Genomic DNA, 19,687 nt, shown 5'->3' on the forward strand with positions numbered 1-19,687 from the left:
CACCATACAGTGCAGCTTCATCCGGTAAGTACACCATCGTTGCAACTGATGCAAATGGTTGTACAGATACCAAAGAAGTAACGATTACGATTCCAGATCGGGTTATTGTTACAGCAAATGACGCATCTGTTTGTACAGGATCAAGTAAGCAACTTACTGCAAGCCCTGCAGGTGGAACATGGAGTGGAGCAAACGTTAGTGCTTCAGGTCTGTTCAATGCGTCTAATCTTGCTGCGGGTATGTATGAAGTAACTTATACCTACACCAATGAGAATGGCTGTATTAATTCAGATAAGGCAACTGTGACAGTAAATGCTTTGCCGGTTGCTGTATGTAGCGCAACACCTTCATTAATTGATATCAAATCAGCAGCGCACAGTTCACAGCTCGATGTTGATTTAAGTGGTAATGCAGATACAGATCCTACGCATTATACCTATTCATGGACAGAGGATGGTGCAGGTTCGTTCAACTTCAGCAACATCAAGAACCCTGTTTATACAGCAGGCGTACTTGATGCTGGACAAACCGTAAGCTTTACTGTAACTGTTACAAATACTATTACAGGTTGTGTAACTACATCCAATTGTTCTGTTAATGTAAGTACGACAGGCAGTTGTCCGGAAGTTCCGACTTCAGAAGTATGTAACGGTTCAACCAATACATATAAAGCAGGAAGAGCTCCAGGTGCCAATGAAACATGGAAGTGGACAGTAAATAACGGCGCAACCATAGTTGGTGCAGATAACGGCCAGTCCGTAACTGTAACAGCAGGTGGCCAGAACTTTACATTAACACTGACTGTAACTTATGCAAACACAGACTTAAGTCCAACAGAATGTAAATACGATGTTACAGTTACACCTTGTGGTGGTTATTGTACATACACACAAGGTAAGTATGGTAACACCAGTCCTGCATGCGATGGTGATGGCGTAAACGGCAGAGGCCCTGCAATTACTTATCCAACAGTGCTGGATATGATCAAGGCTATGCTTGGCGTTGGCGGTTCAGCTAATCCATTGGTTATTGGAAGTGGTAGTAATACCGTAACGATCCCTGCAACTGCAACTGCAGCAGCATTGCTGAACAAGTCAATGCCGGGCGGTGGTGGTGCAAGAGAACTGTTAAGTGGAAATTGCGTGGTTGACAATGTGCCAAGTCTGTCATCTTGCTGGACTCCTGGTACAAACACCGCAACAACTTATATTACAAAACAGGGAAGGATTAATAACGTGCTCTTGTCACAAACAATCACCCTTGGATTGAATATGCGTGTAAGTTCCGGCTTAACAAACTTTGTACTGCAGGCTGGCACATTTGCAACAGCAGCGGGCGAAGGTGGTTGTGGTTCAACTATACCAAAACAACGCAGCTGTTATTACAACGAACTGGGGCAACTGGTAGTTGTAAATGAGTACACTTACAAGTCCATTCCTCAAAGCGTTATTAATGCACTCAATAACAAAGGCTATGCACTTACTGTAGGTGGCTTATACCAACTAGCAAATGATGCGTTGGGTAATGCAGATGGAACAAAAGGTACAGAAGGCGGCGCAAGCTTGTCTGATATTAACCAGGCAGTTTCATCCATCAACGAAGGATTCGACGAATGCAGAATCTTTATTGGTTGGGATGTAAAACCATGTTCAGTTCCATCAACAAAAGTAAATCTTGGTGGTTTAGGTCTGGTAACAACGCCAACTGTTACAGCTGAGCCAATTACTAAGCTTACGGTTGCAGCTTATCCAAATCCATTCGTGGATAAAGTGAATTTCGTGATTGCAACTCCTGTTTCAGGTAAAGCATCGCTCGAAGTTTACAGCATCTTCGGACAGAAATTGCAAACTGTTTTTGAAGGCTACCTCACTGCGGGAAGATCGCAGGTGGTAGAATTCAGACCGGGAGCAATTGCTGCAGGAACCTTGGTTTATCGTTTCACCATAAACGGCAAACAGGTTACCGGTAAAGTAATGAGTACCAGATAAAAATCAGCGAAGAAAAACCGACTGATAAGGCTGCCCGAAAGGGCAGCCTTTTTTGTAAAAGAAAACCCCGGTAAGCTACCGGGGTTTGTTAATTTATATCGTTGCTGTTTTAATTGATTGCATAGCAATAGGTACCTGTTCTTGTGAGGAAGAAATCATAGTCGATCCAGCTGTAACCGGCATCGCCCCAACCTGTTCCCCATGAGTTCATTACCAGGTACGCATTTTTAGCATCATCGTAACCGCAGATAACAATACAATGTGCCAGTGAACCAGAGCCGGAATAGGTTTTCCAGATAAAGCCCGGTTGTGCTGCAATAAACGAATTATCTGCAATTACATTAATGATCACTGGATGCTTTTGTGCAATCATCGATTGTATAGCGGCACGATCAGTACAATACATTTTTACATAGCTGCTGATCTTGAAATTAGCAGCTTCGGCACTTTGTGTAGCTGATGGAAGCAAAGAGCAGCCGTTGGTACTGCTGTACGGCATAGACTGATAGGTGCAAATGCCATTTAGTTTCAGAAAATCGAGTGCTGTTTGCATAGCTGAACCAGAACCACAATCGGTACTGAATTTGATCTGGTTGTACAGAAACTCGGGGCTGAATATGTTGCTGCTGTTGCTATAGCTTGAAGCCCCGGTTCTGTAAAATTGCTCGGCAGAACGGGTTGCATAACCTACTGCAAATGCCACACAGGATCCCTCGCTGCCCTGGTTTAAAACCGGCGGCATTGTTAAACGTAAGCCTGAAACGGGCGTAGGCTCTATAACTACTGTGTTAATAGTAACAGAAACCGTTTTTGATGATTGGTTGCCAGCGGCATCTTTTGCAGTGGCAGTAATCTTGTGTACGCCGCTTGCCACGGTACCGGTATTCCACGAATATCCGATTGAGGAAGTGGAGGATGCCGCAACAACAGTACCATCAATACTGAGACTGAGAGCGGTAATGCCCACATTGTCAGAACCGGAACTGTTTATTGAAATCGTTGTGTTTGCATCGTACGAAGTACCATCGCCGGGTGATGAAATGTTTACAACCGGGGCTGTAATATCACCCACAGTTTGGTTGCTTACGGTTACCTGAACAGAAGCTGATGTTTTGTTACCTGCAGCATCTCTGGCTGTAACAGTTAAAGTATGAAGTCCGTTACTTACCGTTGCAGAGTTCCAGGTATTGGTAAATGGTGAGCTGGTGCTGTTGCTTACAGCTGTTCCGTCAACACTTAAAGCAACTGCAGAAACACCGATGTTATCTGTAGCCGAAACCGTTACGCTTACTGCGCCGCTTACTGTAGCGCCGTTTTCGGGAGTTTTAATACTCACTACAGGTGCAATAGCATCTCTGCGACCTTTTCCTGAAATACCCGGATAGGCTGCGGTAGTTGAAATATTTCCATTTTTCAGGAATCCTGAAGAAACGATCATGGGAACTTTCGCCTGGAGGGCAGAATCATCGTCGATCGCCCCACCGGTACGAACCTGAAAAACAGCTGGCTCTTCTGGTGCCTGTTGAGCAGATTTCTCTTTCGAACAGGAAATTAAAACAGCCGAGAACAGGAATAGGGATGCCAGGGAATTGGGTCGGATTAAATTTTTCATTTACGGATTTTTTGGATATTGAAATTAAGATTCTCCTTTTTGGGTATTACCCGGGTGTTCGTTGCGCCTCTTCGGGGATAGCCATCAGAAACGCCGCAGCTTTCAAAACTGCATCAACCAATAAATTGCTGTAAAACTGAAATTGAGCCAGTGGAGAATGGTTCTTCTTGGGGTTCGGATATTGGGCTATCGATTCTGAATGTAAAGGTAGAGAACCTTCATTTTCTGCACAAGTTTATGCCCTAGGACAAACTACGTCGTTTTTGTCGTAGAAAAACGAATTGTATTTAAGGGGCGGAGAGGGCTTTTACTAATTGTTCTTCTCTATTTTTGCGGCCCGGCTAAACAAGGCGCTCCTATTTATTATAATAGAGCAAGCGCTAAGGGAGACATGTTCGGCTGCAGGAGCTTGTATTTTTAGATCTCGATGCCATTTTGGGGAGATGGAGCTTGTGCCGAAAAGCCCTTGCCCGGAACTTTTTAAAGAAAATGGGCCATTATTGCTGAATTTTGCAAAAAAACTTCCTCAAACTTTTTGCAGGGAATATTTGAAACCCTACCTTTGCGCTCCCAATTGAAAATTTGGGACAGATCTTATGGCTCAACGTATCAGAATTAAATTGCAATCATACGACCACAATCTGGTCGATAAATCTGCAGAAAAAATCGTGAAAACGGTTCGTAGTACAGGTGCAGTAGTAACAGGTCCTATTCCTTTACCTACTCGTAAAAGAATCTTTACTGTGTTACGTTCACCGCACGTAAACAAAAAGAGCCGTGAGCAATTCCAATTGTGCACGCACAAGCGTTTGCTGGATATCTACACCAGCAGCAGCCGTACAGTTGATGCACTGAGCAAGCTCGATTTGCCAAGTGGTGTTGACGTAGAAATCAAAGCATGATGAATGTCCGCCCGGCGGACAACTCGTGTAAGTTCTTAAAATAGAATTCTGTTTCATCTCTCAATCATTCCGCTGCGGTGGAAGCGAAAAAAGAGCTCTGAATAAAAAATATTTCCGGATAAAACCGGAAACACATATAAACTAGCCCTTCGTGGTTAGTTTACCATCGGTACTTCCGATCCGAAGTGGAAAAAAGGAAAAGGTCGATGGTAAACGGGGATTGAATGACGCTCGCCGGCGTTATGTCTCAACAACCTTACAGGGCATAAACTGTAAAAAAAATGAAAGGTATTATTGGTAAAAAGATCGGCATGACCAGCATCTTCAGTCCCGATGGTAAGCAACAAAGCTGCACCATCATTGAAGCTGGTCCCTGTGTTGTTACGCAGGTTAAAACACAAGAAGTTGATGGTTACACCGCACTTCAATTAGCTTTTGGCGAAAAGAAAGAAAAGAACACTACTTCTGCTGAAAAGAATCACTTCGCAAAAGCAAACACTTCTCCTAAGAAATTCGTAAAAGAATTCCGCAACTATTCTCTCGAAAAAAATATTGGTGAAACTGTAACTGCAGAAATTTTCGCAGAAGGCGAAAAAGTTGATGTAGTTGGTACCACAAAAGGTAAAGGTTTCCAGGGTGTTGTTAAACGCCACGGCTTTAGCGGTGTGGGTGATGCAACACACGGTCAACACGATCGTCAGCGTGCCCCAGGTTCACTCGGTAACTCTTCTGATGCTTCACGTGTAATGAAAGGTATGCGTATGGCTGGCCGTATGGGTGCAGAAAGAGTGAAAGTAAAAGGATTGAAAGTCCTGAAAATTTTCCCTGAAAAGAATTACATCCTTGTGAGCGGTTCTGTACCGGGTCATAACGGTTCAATCGTATACATCCAGAAGTAATCACAAACTAATTTAAGAAGTCATGCAAGTTGAAGTTTTAAATAAAGCAGGAAAGGCAACAGGTCGTACGATCGAATTACCGGAAGAAATCTTCGGTATCGAACCTAATGACCACGTTATTTACCTTGCTGTTAAGCAATACCAGGCTGCACAACGCCAGGGTACTCATAAAGTAAAGACACGTGCTGAAGTAAAAGGTGCAAGCCGTAAGCTTCACCGCCAGAAAGGTACGGGTGGTTCACGTAAGGGTAATATCCGTAACCCATTATACAAAGGTGGTGGTACTGTATTCGGACCTAAGCCACACGGTTACGATTTTAAATTGAACCGTAAAGTAAAAGACCTCGCTAAAATGAGTGCTCTCTCTTACAAAGCAAAAGAAAACGCTATCGTTGTTGTTGAAGATATCAACTTCGAAACTCCAAAAACCAAAGAATTTGTGAGTGTGTTGAACAACCTCAATATCGGTAACAAAAAAGCACTGGTGGTTATTCCTGATTACAACGATAACCTTTACCTCAGCCTCCGTAACGTTCCTTCTGTAGTTGGTTCTTTACTGGCCGATGTAAATACATACGACCTCATCAACAGCGATGTACTCGTATTAACTGAAAGTGCTGCTAAAGTTTTTTCTGAAGAAGAAGCTGCAGCTTAATTGAATCATTGAACTGAATAAACAACGTCCAGATGAGACAGAGTGAAATTTTAATAAAGCCGATTGTTTCTGAAAAAAGCAATCGTTTAACAGAAAAGAAAAACACATACGCTTTCCGTGTTGGTCGTAAAGCTAACAAGCTCGAGATCAAAAAAGCTGTAGAAGAATTCTACAATGTGAAAGTGGCTGATGTGCACACCATGGTGGCTCCTCGTAAAGCGAAGAACCGTATGACCAAAGCAGGTTATATCCAGGGTAGCAAACCGGCTTACAAGAAAGCTTATGTAACTGTTGCCGAAGGCGAAACAATTGACCTGTACGGTACAGTATAATTCTGAAACAAAGAATGGTAGATCAACTACCGCAAAAGTTGAACAATAAAAGTTTTTTAAAATGGCATTAAAGAAATACAAACCGGTAACCGCAGGTACCAGATGGAGAATCGGGAATGCGTATGCCGAGATTACTACAGATACTCCTGAAAAGTCTTTGCTTGAATCAGTAAAAGCCACAGGTGGTCGTAACGCACAAGGTCGTCGTGCAATGCGTTACATCGGCGGCGGTAACAAAAAGAAATACCGTGTAATTGATTTCAAACGCAGTAAAAAAGATGTTCCTGCTAAAGTAGCATCTATTGAATACGATCCAAACCGTACAGCATTCATCGCATTGCTGAACTACGTTGATGGTGAAAAGCGCTACATCCTTGCTCCAAACGGTTTACAGGTTGGTGCCACAGTAGTAGCAGGTGATGCAGTAGCACCTGAACTGGGTAATGCTCTTCAAATGAAGAACATGCCTTTGGGTACTATGATTCACAACATTGAAATGCAGCCTGGTCAAGGTGGTAAGTTGGTACGCAGTGCAGGTACAAGTGCACAGTTAACCAACAAAGAAGAGAAATACGCTGTATTGAAAATGCCAAGTGGTGAATTGCGTAAAGTACTCATTAACTGTTATGCAACAGTGGGTGTAGTATCAAACAGCGATCACAGCCTTGAAACAGCCGGTAAAGCGGGTGTTAACCGTTGGAAAGGTATTCGTCCTCGCAACCGTGGTGTAGCGATGAACCCTGTAGATCACCCGATGGGTGGTGGTGAAGGCCGTAGTAGCGGTGGTCACCCACGCAGCAGAACCGGTAAATATGCAAAAGGTGAAAAAACACGCTCTAAGCATAAGGGTTCTAACAAGCTCATCATCCAACGTAAGGATGGTAAAAAACTGGCTAAGTAATTCAATCAGCAAATCGAAAACTAAAATAAATCATGGCTCGTTCGATTAAAAAAGGTCCTTATGTAGCAGCTCACCTCGAAACAAAGGTGCTCGCTATTAACGAAGGCAAAACAAAAAGAGGTGTAATTAAAACCTGGAGTCGTCGTTCAACAATCACTCCTGATTTTGTAGGTCACACTTTTGCAGTGCACAACGGAAATAAATTTATCCCTGTTTACGTAACAGAATTTATGGTAGGTCATAAACTTGGTGAATTTGCTCCTACAAGAAACTTTAAAGGACACTCAAGCAAAAAAGTAGGTTAATGGTAAAAGGCCAATGGTCTTAACCTTAAAATAAAAGAAATGGAAGCAGTAGCAAAACTCAGAAATTATCCCACATCGCCCCGCAGAATGCGTTTGCTGGCTGATGAGATCCGTGGAATGGATGTTGAAAAGGCATTGGCTTTATTGGATTTTCATCCTCAACACTCTGCCACTCCGCTTGGTAAACTTTTAAAAAGTGCTATCAGCAATTGGGAACAAAAGAACAATGGTCAAAGTGCAGCTGATGCATCATTGGTTGTGAAAACAATTTATGTTGATGGTGCACGTATGATTAAGCGTTTGCGTCCTGCACCACAGGGCCGTGCTTACCGTGTAAGAAAGCGCAGCAATCACGTAACCATTATCGTAGACACAAAAAATTAATTGATAAAATTTTATAAACCATTCTATGGGTCAGAAAGCAAATCCAATTGGTAACAGGTTAGGGATCATCCGCGGATGGGAGAGTAACTGGTATGGTAGCAAAAAAGACTTTGCCGGTAAATTGATCGAAGACAACAAGATCAGAACCTATCTCAATGCCCGTATCAATAAAGGTGGTATCGCTAAAATTGTGATTGAGCGTACACTCAATAAATTGATTGTAACTATTCACACTTCTAAGCCTGGTATCATCATCGGTAAAGGTGGTGGCGAAGTAGATCGTATTAAAGAAGAGTTGAAGAAATTGACTGGTAAGGATGATGTACAAATCAACATCCTCGAAATCCGTCGTCCGGAAGTAGATGCAACCATCGTTGCAGATACTATCGCCCGCCAGATTGAAAACCGTATCAATTACAAGCGTGCTGTAAAGATGGCGATTGCTTCTGCATTACGTATGGGTGCTGAAGGTATCAAAGTAAAAGTAAGCGGTCGTTTGGGTGGTGCTGAAATTGCACGTACTGAAGAAATTAAACAAGGACGTACTCCTCTGCATACATTCCGTATGGATATCGATTATGCAAACCTGTATGCATTAACTGTTTACGGTAAAATCGGTATCAAAGTATGGATTTGTAAAGGTGAAGTTTTAACCAAGCGTGATTTGAACCCCAACTTCGTTGGTGGTAAGAGCGACGTGAGCGACAGAAAAGATGATCGCCGTGGTGGTGGAGACAGAAGAGATGACCGTCGTGGTGGTGGTGGCGGCCAGCGTAGAGACAGCCGTAAAGGATAATAATCAAGTACCAATTACGAAGTAAGAAGTACGAAGCAAACAACAAACAGTAACAAGAAACATATAAAGCAATGTTACAGCCGAAAAGAACAAAACACAGAAAATCACAGAAAGGACGCATCCGTGCTGTGGCTAAGCGTGGTACCAGCATTTCATTTGGTTCTTACGCACTGAAAGCGTTGGAGCCAGTATGGTTAACCAACCGCCAGATTGAAAGTGCCCGTCAGGCAATGACACGTGCCATGAAGCGTGAAGGTAATGTGTGGATCCGTGTGTTCCCCGATAAAGTAGTAACCCGCAAGCCTGCAGAGGTACGTATGGGTAAAGGTAAAGGTAACCCAGAAGGTTGGGCTGCTATTATCGAGCCAGGACGTATTTTGTTTGAAGCTGATGGTGTTCCTGAAACAGTAGCAAAAGCTGCGATGGAACTGGCAGCACAAAAGCTCCCCATCAAAACAAAATTCATTGTACGCAGAGACCTGGTTGCGTAATTAACAAGTTGAAGAACTGAATAAACTGATTAACATGGCAAAGACAACTGATTTTTTAAAGAGCATAAAAGAGCTGAACGTTACAGATCTGGCTGCACGCATCAAAGAAGATGAGCTGCGTTTGAAGAAGCTGGAATTTGCACACGCTATTTCTCCGCTGGAGAATCCCGTGAGCATCCGTGGCCTTCGCCGTGATATAGCCCGTTTAAAAACAGAGTTAAGAAAAAAGCAACTGGGTATTTAATCCATTTGAATAACTGTGACGCTTTTCGTCATCAACTGAAAAATAGCAAAAAATGTTAGAAAGAAATTTGCGCAAAACGAAGACAGGTGTTGTAACCAGCAGCAAAATGGATAAAACCATTACCGTAGCTGTTGAACGTAAAGTAAAGCACCCTATCTATGGAAAGTTCGTTAAGAAAACGACTAAGTTCCACGCACACGATGAAAAGAACGAGTGCGGTGTAGGTGATACTGTACGTATTATGGAAAGCCGTCCTCTGAGCAAAACAAAGCGTTGGAGACTGGTAGAAGTAGTAGAAAAAGCGAAGTAATATTCTACGCATGCTTCCGGTACGCAGCCGCAAGCCTCTGCACACAACCAGATTTTTTAAATACTCAGTGTTAATAACCCGAGTTAAAAGTTTAAGAAAATGATTCAGCAAGAAAGCAGATTAAACGTAGCCGATAACAGCGGTGCAAAAGAAGTGCTTTGCATCAAAGTATTGGGAAACAGCGGCCAGGACTATGCAAAGATTGGCGATAAGATTGTGGTAACTGTAAAAGATGCATTACCAGGCGGCGGTATCAAAAAAGGTACTGTAGCAAAAGCTGTAATTGTGCGTACTAAAAACAAATTGCGTCGTAAGGATGGTTCTTACATCCGTTTCGATGACAATGCGGTAGTAATCCTCAACGCTTCAGACGAGCCACGTGGTACACGTATCTTCGGGCCGGTAGCAAGAGAGCTCCGTGATAAGGGTTACATGAAAATTATTTCATTAGCACCGGAAGTACTTTAAAGCCAAGAGCTGATAGCTGAAAGCTTTCAGCCACGAAATAAAGAAATTAATCAGCCGGGTTATTAGCAAGGCTAGTAGCTCAAAGCTCAAAGCATAAAAAAATGAGTAACAGATTTAAACCCAAGTTTAGCATCAAAAAAGGCGATACAGTAGTTGTAATTGCCGGTGATGATAAAGATGTAAAGAAGCCTCGTACGGTTCTGGAAGTATTTCCGGATGATGCACGTGTATTGGTTGAAGGTGTAAACATCGTAACCAAGCACACAAAGCCGAGTGCTCAAAATACAAAAGGTGGTATTGTAAAGAAAGAAGCACCTATCCACATTTCTAACGTGATGTTGTGGGATGGCAAGCAAGCCACTAAAGTAAAGCGTACACGTGAAAACGGTAAGCTGGTAAGGGTTTCAAAAAAATCAGGTCAGCCTGTAAAATAATTGAACGAAGGTTAAAACATTAAGAAAATGAGTACTGTAAAATATACACCCCGTTTGGCAAGCAAGTACAAAAGCGAAGTAGTACCTGCTTTAATGAAACGTTTTGGTTACAAAAGCATCATGCAGGTTCCCAAGCTGGAAAAAATCTGCCTGAACCGTGGCGTGAACGGTGCGGTGAATGATAAGAAACTGGTTGATATTGCAATTGATGAATTGACTACCATTACAGGTCAGAAAGCAGTTGCAACAATGTCTAAGAAAGACATTTCAAACTTTAAGTTGCGTAAGAACATGCCAATTGGCGCACGTGTTACATTGCGTGGTGTAAACATGTACGAATTTTTAGACAGATTGATTTCTGCTTCTTTACCTCGTGTACGTGACTTTAAAGGTATCAACGATAAATCGTTCGATGGTCGTGGTAACTACACTATGGGTGTTACCGAGCAGATCATCTTCCCTGAAATTGATATCGATAAGGTGAACAAAATCACTGGTCTGGATATCACTTTCGTAACTACCGCTACAACTAACGAAGAAGCGTATGAGTTGCTGAAAGAACTGGGTATGCCTTTTAAAAATGCTAAAAAAGACTAATCATAAGTTATGGCTAAAAAATCAGTAACAGCCCGTCAAAACAAAAGAGAAAGAATGGTAGCTCAGTATGCTGAAAAGCGTGCTGCATTGAAAGCTGCTGGTGATTATGCTGCTTTGGATCAATTACCAAAGAATGCATCGCCTGTACGTTTGAAAAATCGTTGCCAACTCACCGGACGTCCGAAAGGTTACATGCGTTACTTCGGTATTTCCCGTGTTATCTTCCGTGACATGGCGCTGAACGGTAAAATTCCAGGTGTAAAGAAAGCAAGCTGGTAATACCGGGCTGCAAAACAGCAGTTGTGCAGGTATTGAATATGATGCACAACAAGTAAACAATATTTCAAAAAAATCATTCAATTACAAATACAATGGTTACAGATCCTATTGCAGATTTCCTTACCCGTGTTAGAAATGCCCAAATGGCAGGACACCGTATTGTAGAAATTCCTGCTTCCAACCTGAAAAAACGTATTACCGAAATCTTGTACGATCAAGGTTATATTCTTAAATACAAATTTGAAGACGACAGCAAACAAGGCGTTATCAAAATCGCTTTGAAGTACGATCCACAAACACGTGTTCCGGCTATCCAGTCTTTGGAGCGTGTGAGCCGTCCGGGTCTTCGTCAATATGCTAAGCCAGAAGAGTTCCGTCGTGTGAAGAATGGTTTGGGTATCGCTATCATCAGCACATCAAAAGGTGTTATGACTGATAAGCAGGCGAAAGCAAACAATGTTGGTGGCGAAGTACTTTGCTACATTTATTAATCTTAACCGTTGCTGATACATTAAGCTGAGACTATACTAAGCTGACCGGTTAGCAACAAACTCAAAATATAAAACTAAGATACTATGTCTCGTATAGGTAAAAAACCGGTAGCAGTTCCTCAGGGTGTTACTGTTACAGTTGGTAAAGACAACGTGGTTACTGTGAAAGGACCAAAAGGTGAATTGACAGAAGCAGTTGATCGTGATATCATCGTAGAAGTAAAAGATGGTGAAGTTACTTTCGGTCGCCCTACAGATCAAGGTCGTCATCGTGCAATGCATGGTTTATACCGTGCACTCGTTGCCAACATGGTAAAAGGTGTTACTGATGGTTTCGAAAAGAAACTTGAACTGGTGGGTGTGGGTTATAAAGCTGCAAACCAGGGTAACCTCCTCGATCTTTCTTTAGGTTATTCACATAACATTGTTGTTGAAGTGCCTAACGAATTAAAAGTTGCTACTGCACAGGAGAAAGGTCAAAACCCAACAATTACACTTACAGGTATTGATAAGCAATTGTTAGGTGCTGTTGCAGCAAAAATCCGCAGCTTGCGTAAGCCTGAGCCATACAAAGGAAAAGGTGTTAAATACGTTGGTGAGTACATCCGTCGTAAGGCAGGTAAAGCAGCTGGTAAGTAATAAAATTTTCAAATTCGTCTTCCGGCAGCATCGGAAGAACTAAATAAAGAAAGATGAAAACAGATAACAAATTAGTCAGAAGGCAAAAGATCCGCTACTCAATTCGCAAGAAAGTAGCAGGTACATCTGCAAAGCCACGTTTAAGCGTGTTCCGCAGTAACTCTGATATTTATGTTCAGTTGATTGATGATGTTACAGGTGTAACAATTGCTTCTGCATCTTCAAGAGACAAGGATATTCTGGCACAGAAAGTAACCAAAATTGAGAAAAGTAAACTGGTAGGTGCTGCAATAGCACGCAAAGCAACTGAGTTGGGTTTAACAACTGTTGTATTTGACCGTGGTGGTAACTTATACCATGGCCGTGTGAAAGCGGTTGCTGATGGCGCACGTGAAGCCGGTTTAAATTTCTAATCAATCGTAAACATTTAATAACAGATAAATGTCGAAAGTAATTACAAACAAAGTAAAAGCAGGTGACCTGGAACTGAAAGAAAAAGTAGTTGCCATTAACCGTGTTGTAAAAACAACCAAAGGTGGCCGTGCCTTCAGTTTCTCTGCACTGGTTGTAGTGGGTAACGAAAATGGTGTTGTAGGTCATGGTTTAGGTAAAGCCAAAGAAGTACAGGAAGCTATTTCTAAAGGAATCGAAGATGCGAAGAAAAATCTCATCAAAGTTCCTGTAATGAAAGGTACTATTCCTCACGATCAGCTGGCGAAAGAAGGTGCTGCAAAAGTACTCATTAAGCCTGCTGCACATGGTACTGGTGTAATTGCCGGTGGTAGCATGCGTGCAGTATTGGAAAGCGCTGGTGTTACCGACGTATTAGCAAAATCACTTGGTTCTGCTAACCCGCACAACGTGGTAAAAGCAACGTTCAAAGCATTGGCGTTATTACGTGAGCCGATCTCTGTATCGAAAGTGCGTAACCTCGGATTAAAGAAAGTATTTAACGGGTAATTGAATACAGTCGTCAGTCGTCAGCCGGCAGTCGACAGTTTAAAAAGACGGAGATATGAAAAAATTAAAAATCACTTTAGTAAAGAGTCCAATTGACAGACCAGAGCGTCAGAAGTTAACGCTGAAAGCACTTGGTTTGAACAAAACAAACTCAAGCAAAGAAGTAGAAGGTACTCCTCAGGTTCTTGGTATGATTCAGAAAGTGAATCACCTGTTGAAGGTTGAAGAAGTAGCTTAAGAATAATTGATAATTGGTTAATGGATAATTTGAGAAGATCGGTTAGCATTATCAATTATTAATTTCAGAATTATCAATTAACAAATGCGAGGGGTGATTCCCCGAAAGTTCAAAATCATTTACAAATGAAACTGCACAATTTAAAACCTGCTGAAGGTTCTACACACAAGGAAAAACGTTTAGGTCGTGGTGAAGCATCTGGTAAAGGTGGTACATCAACAAGAGGTAACAAAGGTGCGCAGAGCCATGCGAGCTTTAAGCGTAAAATAGCTCACGAAGGTGGTCAGATGCCAATTCAGCGTCGTGTACCAAAACGTGGTTTCAAAAATCCGGATCGTGTTGAATACCGTGTGTTCAACCTCGGACAAATTGAACAACTTGCTGAAAAATATAGCCTCACTGAATTTTCTCTCGAAAGCCTGTACATTAATGGTCTTACCAACCGTACAGATAAAGTGAAAATTCTTGCAAATGGTGAGCTTAAAAGCAAACTTACTTTCAAGGTAAATGCACTGAGCGAAAAAGCCAAATCGGCAATTGAAGCAGCAGGCGGTACCGTTGAAATTGTAAAGTAATTTTTCCCGATATTTGCCCGACGCATGAAAATGCGTCTTTTTTCTTTTCAGCAAATTTTTAAAAAGATTTTTTCCAGTGAAAAAACTCATTCAAACCCTAAAGAATATCTGGAGCATCGAAGAGTTACGCAGTAAAATTGTGTACACTCTTTTGTTGCTTTTGGTATACCGTGTGGGTTCTCATATTGTATTGCCAGGTGTTGACCCCAATGGATTAGAACAATTAAACTCTAAAGCAAAGGAAGGTATCCTCGGTATCTTCGATTCATTTGCCGGTGGTGCCTTTTCAAGCGCTTCTATTTTTGCATTAGGTATTATGCCTTATATCTCTGCATCAATCTTTATGCAGCTGATGAGCATTCTTGTTCCGCAACTGCAGAAAATGCAGAAGGAAGGAGAGAGTGGTCGTAAAAAAATCAATCAATGGACACGTTACCTCACTGTAATTGTTACCATCTTCCAGGCGAGTGCTTATGTAACTTACCTGAAGAGTCCTGAAATTGCAGGTGCAGCTATCATTCCTTCGTTCACAAGTTTCTTCTGGTTATCAACTACCATCGTATTAACTGCAGGTACATTGTTTGTAATGTGGTTAGGCGAGCGTATTACCGATAAAGGTTTGGGCAACGGTACTTCACTCATCATCATGATCGGTATCCTTGCACGTTTCCCCGCATCTATTGCAGCAGAATTTACTGCAAAGAGCGGTAGTGCCGGTGGTGGTTTATTGAAGTTCACAATTGAAATTGCGATCCTTATTGCAATCGTAATGGGACTCATCATTCTTGTACAAGGTGTACGCAAAATCGCTATCAACTATGCGAAGCAGATTGTTGGCAACCGCCAGTTTGGTGGTGCACGCCAGTTCTTACCAATTAAGGTAAACAGTGCGGGTGTAATGCCAATCATCTTTGCACAGGCAATCATGTTCTTACCAACCTTGCTTACCGGTTTCAATGCAACAAAAGGTATTGCAGCCACATTGAGCGATCATGGTAACATCTGGTACATGGTAGTGTATTCAATTCTCGTAATTGGGTTTACATTCCTGTATACAGCGTTAATCTTCAATCCTAAACAGATTGCAGATAACCTGAAGCAGAACAATGGTTTTATTCCGGGTGTTCAGCCTGGTCAGCCTACAGCTGATTATATTGGTCACATCATGGATCGTATTACTTTACCCGGTGCGGTGTTTCTTGCAATCGTTGGTATTTTACCGGGTATTGCTAAGAACTTAGGTGTATCAAGCGGTTTCTCTACTTTCTTCGGTGGGACTTCATTGTTAATCATGGTAGGTGTAATCCTCGATACCTTACAGCAAATTGAAACACATTTGTTGATGAGACAATACGATGGCCTCATGAAAGGAGGAAAGATCCAGGGACGCCAGACCGTATCTTCATCTGCTATTTAATTGAACACATTTACATAGAAACCCTGGCCAAAAAGCCGGGGTTTTTTAATACAACTGATTTTATGATTCATTACCGTTCACCTTTAGAAATAGAATTGATCCGCAAAAGTGCATTGCTGGTTGGCGATGCATTAGCCGAAGCAGCAAAAATGCTGAAGCCCGGCGTTACAACAATGCAGGTTGATGCACGTATTGAACAGTTTATCCGTGACAATGGCGCTGTGCCATCGTTTAAAAATTACCAGGGAACGTATCCTTTTGCTACCTGTATATCGGTAAACGATGCAGTGGTGCATGGTTTTCCTACAAACAATGTATTGAAGGATGGTGATATTGTTTCTGTTGATGTGGGTGCTTTTATGAATGGTTATCATGGCGATAGTGCTTACACATTCATCATTGGTACAACAACTGATGAAGTAAAGAAACTGCTGCGTGTAACCAAAGAATCGTTGTACAAGGGCATTGAAAAGGCTGTACACGGCAATCGTGTTGGTGATATTTCTTTTGCGATACAGGATTATACAGAAAAGCAACATGGCTATGGTGTGGTGCGTGAACTGGTAGGGCATGGATTAGGACGTAACCTGCATGAAGATCCACAGGTGCCTAACTATGGAAAACGGGGAACAGGAACTAAGCTGAAAGAAGGAACAGTGATAGCTATTGAGCCAATGATCAACTTAGGCAAGAAAGATATTTATCATGATGAAGATGGCTGGACAATCCGCACTGCAGATGGATTACCATCGGCACATTACGAACATGATGTTTGTATTAAGAAAGGTAAGGCAGATATTCTTTCATCCTTTGCATCTATTGAAGCTGCAGAGAAAGCAAATGCAAACTTGGATGCAACGTATTATTGATGCACGTTGAAGTAAATATTTAACTTACAGAAACAATACAACTGTATGATGCGAAAATTAATATTGATGAGTGTTGTGGTTTGCAGCACTCATTTTTTATTGGCACAAAGCCCTGATGTTTTAAAGATCAGGCAATACCGCCAGGCAAATGAGCATGCCATCATTAACGAGTTTGTTTCTTTTTTGAAGTTACCGAACATTGTTGGCGATTCTGTGGGCATTTATAAAAATGCAACATTCATTATGGATGCAATGAAGAAGCGGGGAATTGCCAATGTTCAATTACTTACTCCCGCATCCAATAGAAATGTACCTGCTGTTTATGGCGAAGTAAATACACCCGGTGCTACACAAACCATTATCTTTTATGCGCACTACGACGGGCAACCGGTGAATGCGGCACAATGGGCAAAAGGTCTTTCGCCGTTTGAACCAAAGTTGCTGACTAATTCGCTGGAGCAAAACGGAAGCATGATTGATTTTCCAACTACTGATAAAGCATTTGATCCTCAGTGGAGAATATATGGCAGAAGTGCAAGCGATGATAAAGCAGGAGTAATGGCTATTTTAAATGCTTACGATGCCATCGTTAAAAGTGGTATGAAGCCAACCGTAAACCTGAAGTTCTTTTTTGAAGGTGAAGAAGAAAAGGGATCTGATTTTCTGCATGAAATTTTGCAGCAGTACAAAAGTTTATTGCAAAGCGATCTGTGGTTGATTTGTGATGGACCTGTTCATCAATCGGGTAAAAAGCAAGTGGTGTTTGGCGTAAGAGGCGATGCGCATGTTGATCTAACTGTGTATGGTTCTAAGCGCCCGCTGCATAGTGGTCATTACGGCAACTGGGCACCTAATCCGGCAATGATGCTGGTTCAATTATTAGCATCAATGAAAGATAAAAACGGAAGGGTTACAATTAAAGATTTTTATGCCGATGTAATTCCGTTGAGTGAAATGGAAAAGAAAGCACTTGCAGCAGTGCCACCCGTAGATGAACAAATGAAAAACGAACTGGGCTTTCGTAAACGGGAAATGACGGATTACAATCTTGCACAGTCAATTGGTTTACCATCGCTCAACATTAATGGAATGAACAGTGCCAATGTAGGGAAGAATGCCAGCAATGTAATACCTACAACTGCAACAGCTGTTCTGGATCTGCGCCTTGTTGCGGGTAACGATTGGAAAAGGCAACAACAGCGTGTTGTTGAACATATCAAAAGCCAGGGCTATTATGTTACAACAGCAACACCTACTGAAGAAGAAAGGAACAAGTACGATAAAATTGCGAAAGTAGAATTGAGCAGTGGTTATAATGCACAGAAAACAGCGATGGATCTGCCGATTGCAAAAAAAGTAATTGCGGCAGTACAATCAACAACAACAGAACAAATTGTTTTACTGCCGACAGCTGGTGGCAGTCTGCCGTTATTTTTATTTGAACAATATCTCAAAGCAAAAACAATCTCTGTTCCTATTGCCAATCACGATAACAATCAACATGCAGAAAATGAAAATATCCGTTTGCTGAATTTGTGGAATGGTATTGAAACAATGGCTGCTTTAATGATGATGAAGTAATGAGTGCTGCAACACATCAACAAACATTATTGGTAATCGGTGGAGGTGCTGCCGGTTTTTTCTGTGCCGTCAATGCTGCAAGAATGAATCCGTTACTGCGTGTGATTATTCTTGAAAAATCAAGCAAGGTATTATCGAAAGTAAAAGTAAGTGGCGGTGGCCGCTGCAATGTTACGCATGCCTGTTTTGATGTACAGGAGTTGAGTAAGCGCTATCCACGTGGCGAGCATTTTGTTCGCAAAGCGTTTCATCAATTCTTTACAAAGGATACCATTGCGTGGTTTGAAGAAAGAGGCGTAAAGCTGAAAGCAGAAGCCGATGGAAGAATGTTCCCGGTTACTGATTCTTCGCAAACGATTATTGATTGTTTACTGCGTGAAGTAAATAAGTATAAAGTAGAATTATTACTGAACAGGGAAGTGAAAAAACTGGAAGTGGAAAATGAGAAGTGGAAAGTTGAACTAAACAACAGTGACAGTATTACTGCCGATTATGTTTGTATTGCCAGTGGTGGTTTCCCTAAACTGCAGCAATTCGATTGGTTAAAAGGAACAGGGCATACGATTGTGCCGCCTGTTCCATCACTGTTTACGTTTAATATTCCGCAACATCCGATCACACAACTGATGGGAGTGGTTGTGCCTGAAGCCACGATAAAAATTCAATCAACGAAATTGAAAAATACCGGGCCATTACTCATTACACATTGGGGCATGAGCGGACCATGTGTATTAAAACTTTCAGCTTGGGGTGCGAGAGAATTGCAGGAACGGAACTATGATTTTACGATCAACGTTAACTGGCTCAATGATGCAAAAGAGCAGGACGTAAAAGAAGAGCTCCAGCTCATTCGCAATACGAATGGTTCACAAAAAATAGTGAATAACAATCTGTTTCATTTGCCCAACCGTTTGTGGGCATTCCTGTTGCAGGAGGCAGGCATTAAAGACGAAGGACGTTGGGCCGATCTTCCATCGAAAGAACAGAATAAGTTGATTCAGCTTTTGTGTAATCATCCATTCCACGTAAAAGGTAAAACCACCTTTAAAGAAGAGTTTGTTACTGCAGGCGGTGTAGACTTGAAACAGGTTGATGCGAATACGATGCAGAGTAAACTGCATCCCAATCTTTTCTTTGCAGGCGAAATACTGGATGTGGATGGCATCACCGGTGGCTTTAATTTTCAACACGCATGGACCAGTGGATTTATCGCTGCCAAAACAATTGCTCAGCTGTAAGCAACACAGTTATATAGTTAGAATACTCGCTCAGTTTTTTTGTAAAACACAGTTTGTTTAAATAAGTACCTTTAATTAAACC

The 19,687-nt window shown here is 41.9% G+C and carries 27 protein-coding genes; 26 read left to right on the forward strand and 1 reads right to left on the reverse strand.

The window, feature by feature from the left end; all coding sequences use genetic code 11:
* A partial coding sequence (locus IQ13_RS19305) for a T9SS type A sorting domain-containing protein (RefSeq protein ID WP_144888360.1) occupies positions 1 to 1,988 on the forward strand: 1,988 nt, incomplete at its 5' end.
* 109 nt (positions 1,989 to 2,097) lie between these two features.
* Here the strand turns inward: IQ13_RS19305 and IQ13_RS19310 are convergent.
* The gene (locus tag IQ13_RS19310; RefSeq protein ID WP_144888362.1) at positions 2,098 to 3,600 is read right to left on the reverse strand and encodes an Ig-like domain-containing protein; all 1,503 of its coding nucleotides are present in this window, start codon (positions 3,598 to 3,600) and stop codon (positions 2,098 to 2,100) included.
* 596 nt (positions 3,601 to 4,196) lie between these two features.
* Here IQ13_RS19310 and rpsJ point away from each other — a divergent pair.
* The 25 genes from rpsJ to IQ13_RS19435 all read left to right on the forward strand — a co-directional run bounded on the left by rpsJ (position 4,197) and on the right by IQ13_RS19435 (position 19,605).
* Positions 4,197 to 4,502: a 30S ribosomal protein S10 gene (gene rpsJ, locus IQ13_RS19315; RefSeq protein ID WP_129132889.1), complete on the forward strand. Its 306-nt coding sequence runs from the start codon at positions 4,197 to 4,199 to the stop codon at positions 4,500 to 4,502.
* Between the two features lie 281 nt (positions 4,503 to 4,783).
* Positions 4,784 to 5,401, forward strand: a complete 618-nt coding sequence (rplC, locus tag IQ13_RS19320) for a 50S ribosomal protein L3 (protein ID WP_144888364.1) — start codon at positions 4,784 to 4,786, stop codon at positions 5,399 to 5,401.
* 22 nt (positions 5,402 to 5,423) lie between these two features.
* On the forward strand, positions 5,424 to 6,056 hold the full coding sequence (rplD, locus tag IQ13_RS19325) for a 50S ribosomal protein L4 (RefSeq protein ID WP_144888366.1): 633 nt from the start codon (positions 5,424 to 5,426) through the stop codon (positions 6,054 to 6,056).
* A 32-nt stretch (positions 6,057 to 6,088) separates the two neighbouring features.
* Positions 6,089 to 6,388, forward strand: a complete 300-nt coding sequence (gene rplW, locus IQ13_RS19330) for a 50S ribosomal protein L23 (protein WP_144888368.1) — start codon at positions 6,089 to 6,091, stop codon at positions 6,386 to 6,388.
* Positions 6,389 to 6,449: 61 nt separating this feature from the next.
* Entirely contained in the window at positions 6,450 to 7,289 is an 840-nt protein-coding gene (rplB, locus tag IQ13_RS19335; protein WP_144888369.1) for a 50S ribosomal protein L2, read from the forward strand.
* A 32-nt stretch (positions 7,290 to 7,321) separates the two neighbouring features.
* Positions 7,322 to 7,594, forward strand: a complete 273-nt coding sequence (gene rpsS / locus IQ13_RS19340; RefSeq protein ID WP_129132884.1) for a 30S ribosomal protein S19 — start codon at positions 7,322 to 7,324, stop codon at positions 7,592 to 7,594.
* A gap of 39 nt (positions 7,595 to 7,633) precedes the next feature.
* Positions 7,634 to 7,978, forward strand: a complete 345-nt coding sequence (gene rplV, locus IQ13_RS19345; protein ID WP_144888371.1) for a 50S ribosomal protein L22 — start codon at positions 7,634 to 7,636, stop codon at positions 7,976 to 7,978.
* Positions 7,979 to 8,003: 25 nt separating this feature from the next.
* On the forward strand, positions 8,004 to 8,774 hold the full coding sequence (gene rpsC / locus IQ13_RS19350; RefSeq protein ID WP_144888373.1) for a 30S ribosomal protein S3: 771 nt from the start codon (positions 8,004 to 8,006) through the stop codon (positions 8,772 to 8,774).
* Between the two features lie 71 nt (positions 8,775 to 8,845).
* On the forward strand, positions 8,846 to 9,265 hold the full coding sequence (gene rplP, locus IQ13_RS19355) for a 50S ribosomal protein L16 (RefSeq protein WP_144888375.1): 420 nt from the start codon (positions 8,846 to 8,848) through the stop codon (positions 9,263 to 9,265).
* A gap of 34 nt (positions 9,266 to 9,299) precedes the next feature.
* Positions 9,300 to 9,509, forward strand: a complete 210-nt coding sequence (gene rpmC / locus IQ13_RS19360; RefSeq protein WP_144888378.1) for a 50S ribosomal protein L29 — start codon at positions 9,300 to 9,302, stop codon at positions 9,507 to 9,509.
* 52 nt (positions 9,510 to 9,561) lie between these two features.
* Positions 9,562 to 9,819, forward strand: coding sequence for a 30S ribosomal protein S17 (rpsQ, locus tag IQ13_RS19365; protein WP_144888380.1), 258 nt, complete (start codon positions 9,562 to 9,564; stop codon positions 9,817 to 9,819).
* Positions 9,820 to 9,918: 99 nt separating this feature from the next.
* On the forward strand, positions 9,919 to 10,287 hold the full coding sequence (gene rplN / locus IQ13_RS19370) for a 50S ribosomal protein L14 (protein WP_129132878.1): 369 nt from the start codon (positions 9,919 to 9,921) through the stop codon (positions 10,285 to 10,287).
* A 101-nt stretch (positions 10,288 to 10,388) separates the two neighbouring features.
* On the forward strand, positions 10,389 to 10,721 hold the full coding sequence (rplX, locus tag IQ13_RS19375) for a 50S ribosomal protein L24 (protein WP_144888381.1): 333 nt from the start codon (positions 10,389 to 10,391) through the stop codon (positions 10,719 to 10,721).
* Positions 10,722 to 10,748: 27 nt separating this feature from the next.
* Positions 10,749 to 11,318 carry a 50S ribosomal protein L5 gene (rplE, locus tag IQ13_RS19380; RefSeq protein ID WP_144888383.1) on the forward strand — a complete coding sequence of 190 codons (570 nt, stop codon included), beginning with the start codon at positions 10,749 to 10,751 and terminating at the stop codon, positions 11,316 to 11,318.
* 9 nt (positions 11,319 to 11,327) lie between these two features.
* Entirely contained in the window at positions 11,328 to 11,597 is a 270-nt protein-coding gene (gene rpsN / locus IQ13_RS19385) for a 30S ribosomal protein S14 (RefSeq protein WP_144888385.1), read from the forward strand.
* Positions 11,598 to 11,689: 92 nt separating this feature from the next.
* Positions 11,690 to 12,088 carry a 30S ribosomal protein S8 gene (gene rpsH / locus IQ13_RS19390; RefSeq protein ID WP_144888387.1) on the forward strand — a complete coding sequence of 133 codons (399 nt, stop codon included), beginning with the start codon at positions 11,690 to 11,692 and terminating at the stop codon, positions 12,086 to 12,088.
* Between the two features lie 84 nt (positions 12,089 to 12,172).
* A complete protein-coding gene (gene rplF, locus IQ13_RS19395; protein ID WP_144888389.1) occupies positions 12,173 to 12,727 on the forward strand; it encodes a 50S ribosomal protein L6 in 555 nt (184 codons plus the stop codon).
* Positions 12,728 to 12,780: 53 nt separating this feature from the next.
* Positions 12,781 to 13,140, forward strand: a complete 360-nt coding sequence (gene rplR / locus IQ13_RS19400; RefSeq protein ID WP_144888391.1) for a 50S ribosomal protein L18 — start codon at positions 12,781 to 12,783, stop codon at positions 13,138 to 13,140.
* Positions 13,141 to 13,168: 28 nt separating this feature from the next.
* Positions 13,169 to 13,687 carry a 30S ribosomal protein S5 gene (rpsE, locus tag IQ13_RS19405; protein ID WP_144888393.1) on the forward strand — a complete coding sequence of 173 codons (519 nt, stop codon included), beginning with the start codon at positions 13,169 to 13,171 and terminating at the stop codon, positions 13,685 to 13,687.
* A gap of 55 nt (positions 13,688 to 13,742) precedes the next feature.
* Positions 13,743 to 13,925 carry a 50S ribosomal protein L30 gene (gene rpmD, locus IQ13_RS19410; protein WP_144888395.1) on the forward strand — a complete coding sequence of 61 codons (183 nt, stop codon included), beginning with the start codon at positions 13,743 to 13,745 and terminating at the stop codon, positions 13,923 to 13,925.
* 125 nt (positions 13,926 to 14,050) lie between these two features.
* Entirely contained in the window at positions 14,051 to 14,500 is a 450-nt protein-coding gene (gene rplO / locus IQ13_RS19415; RefSeq protein ID WP_144888397.1) for a 50S ribosomal protein L15, read from the forward strand.
* 76 nt (positions 14,501 to 14,576) lie between these two features.
* Positions 14,577 to 15,917, forward strand: coding sequence for a preprotein translocase subunit SecY (gene secY, locus IQ13_RS19420; RefSeq protein ID WP_144888399.1), 1,341 nt, complete (start codon positions 14,577 to 14,579; stop codon positions 15,915 to 15,917).
* A 62-nt stretch (positions 15,918 to 15,979) separates the two neighbouring features.
* The gene (map, locus tag IQ13_RS19425) at positions 15,980 to 16,786 is read left to right on the forward strand and encodes a type I methionyl aminopeptidase (RefSeq protein WP_144888401.1); all 807 of its coding nucleotides are present in this window, start codon (positions 15,980 to 15,982) and stop codon (positions 16,784 to 16,786) included.
* A gap of 45 nt (positions 16,787 to 16,831) precedes the next feature.
* On the forward strand, positions 16,832 to 18,367 hold the full coding sequence (locus tag IQ13_RS19430) for a M20/M25/M40 family metallo-hydrolase (RefSeq protein ID WP_199758316.1): 1,536 nt from the start codon (positions 16,832 to 16,834) through the stop codon (positions 18,365 to 18,367).
* On the forward strand, positions 18,367 to 19,605 hold the full coding sequence (locus tag IQ13_RS19435; protein WP_144888403.1) for a BaiN/RdsA family NAD(P)/FAD-dependent oxidoreductase: 1,239 nt from the start codon (positions 18,367 to 18,369) through the stop codon (positions 19,603 to 19,605). Before IQ13_RS19430 ends, IQ13_RS19435 begins: the two co-directional genes overlap by 1 nt.
* Positions 19,606 to 19,687: the final 82 nt, after the last annotated feature.

The sequence above is a fragment of the Lacibacter cauensis genome, from assembly GCF_007830055.1.
Lineage (GTDB): Bacteria > Bacteroidota > Bacteroidia > Chitinophagales > Chitinophagaceae > Lacibacter > Lacibacter cauensis.

What these genes read in the sequence shown, in the direction of transcription:
- IQ13_RS19310 (WP_144888362.1), bottom strand. Translation starts at nt 3,600, where the DNA reads ATGAAAAATTTAATCCGACCCAATTCCCTGGCATCCCTATTCCTGTTC.
- rpsJ (WP_129132889.1), top strand. Translation starts at nt 4,197, where the DNA reads ATGGCTCAACGTATCAGAATTAAATTGCAATCATACGACCACAATCTG.
- rplC (WP_144888364.1), top strand. Translation starts at nt 4,784, where the DNA reads ATGAAAGGTATTATTGGTAAAAAGATCGGCATGACCAGCATCTTCAGT.
- rplD (WP_144888366.1), top strand. Translation starts at nt 5,424, where the DNA reads ATGCAAGTTGAAGTTTTAAATAAAGCAGGAAAGGCAACAGGTCGTACG.
- rplW (WP_144888368.1), top strand. Translation starts at nt 6,089, where the DNA reads ATGAGACAGAGTGAAATTTTAATAAAGCCGATTGTTTCTGAAAAAAGC.
- rplB (WP_144888369.1), top strand. Translation starts at nt 6,450, where the DNA reads ATGGCATTAAAGAAATACAAACCGGTAACCGCAGGTACCAGATGGAGA.
- rpsS (WP_129132884.1), top strand. Translation starts at nt 7,322, where the DNA reads ATGGCTCGTTCGATTAAAAAAGGTCCTTATGTAGCAGCTCACCTCGAA.
- rplV (WP_144888371.1), top strand. Translation starts at nt 7,634, where the DNA reads ATGGAAGCAGTAGCAAAACTCAGAAATTATCCCACATCGCCCCGCAGA.
- rpsC (WP_144888373.1), top strand. Translation starts at nt 8,004, where the DNA reads ATGGGTCAGAAAGCAAATCCAATTGGTAACAGGTTAGGGATCATCCGC.
- rplP (WP_144888375.1), top strand. Translation starts at nt 8,846, where the DNA reads ATGTTACAGCCGAAAAGAACAAAACACAGAAAATCACAGAAAGGACGC.
- rpmC (WP_144888378.1), top strand. Translation starts at nt 9,300, where the DNA reads ATGGCAAAGACAACTGATTTTTTAAAGAGCATAAAAGAGCTGAACGTT.
- rpsQ (WP_144888380.1), top strand. Translation starts at nt 9,562, where the DNA reads ATGTTAGAAAGAAATTTGCGCAAAACGAAGACAGGTGTTGTAACCAGC.
- rplN (WP_129132878.1), top strand. Translation starts at nt 9,919, where the DNA reads ATGATTCAGCAAGAAAGCAGATTAAACGTAGCCGATAACAGCGGTGCA.
- rplX (WP_144888381.1), top strand. Translation starts at nt 10,389, where the DNA reads ATGAGTAACAGATTTAAACCCAAGTTTAGCATCAAAAAAGGCGATACA.
- rplE (WP_144888383.1), top strand. Translation starts at nt 10,749, where the DNA reads ATGAGTACTGTAAAATATACACCCCGTTTGGCAAGCAAGTACAAAAGC.
- rpsN (WP_144888385.1), top strand. Translation starts at nt 11,328, where the DNA reads ATGGCTAAAAAATCAGTAACAGCCCGTCAAAACAAAAGAGAAAGAATG.
- rpsH (WP_144888387.1), top strand. Translation starts at nt 11,690, where the DNA reads ATGGTTACAGATCCTATTGCAGATTTCCTTACCCGTGTTAGAAATGCC.
- rplF (WP_144888389.1), top strand. Translation starts at nt 12,173, where the DNA reads ATGTCTCGTATAGGTAAAAAACCGGTAGCAGTTCCTCAGGGTGTTACT.
- rplR (WP_144888391.1), top strand. Translation starts at nt 12,781, where the DNA reads ATGAAAACAGATAACAAATTAGTCAGAAGGCAAAAGATCCGCTACTCA.
- rpsE (WP_144888393.1), top strand. Translation starts at nt 13,169, where the DNA reads ATGTCGAAAGTAATTACAAACAAAGTAAAAGCAGGTGACCTGGAACTG.
- rpmD (WP_144888395.1), top strand. Translation starts at nt 13,743, where the DNA reads ATGAAAAAATTAAAAATCACTTTAGTAAAGAGTCCAATTGACAGACCA.
- rplO (WP_144888397.1), top strand. Translation starts at nt 14,051, where the DNA reads ATGAAACTGCACAATTTAAAACCTGCTGAAGGTTCTACACACAAGGAA.
- map (WP_144888401.1), top strand. Translation starts at nt 15,980, where the DNA reads ATGATTCATTACCGTTCACCTTTAGAAATAGAATTGATCCGCAAAAGT.
- IQ13_RS19430 (WP_199758316.1), top strand. Translation starts at nt 16,832, where the DNA reads ATGATGCGAAAATTAATATTGATGAGTGTTGTGGTTTGCAGCACTCAT.
- IQ13_RS19435 (WP_144888403.1), top strand. Translation starts at nt 18,367, where the DNA reads ATGAGTGCTGCAACACATCAACAAACATTATTGGTAATCGGTGGAGGT.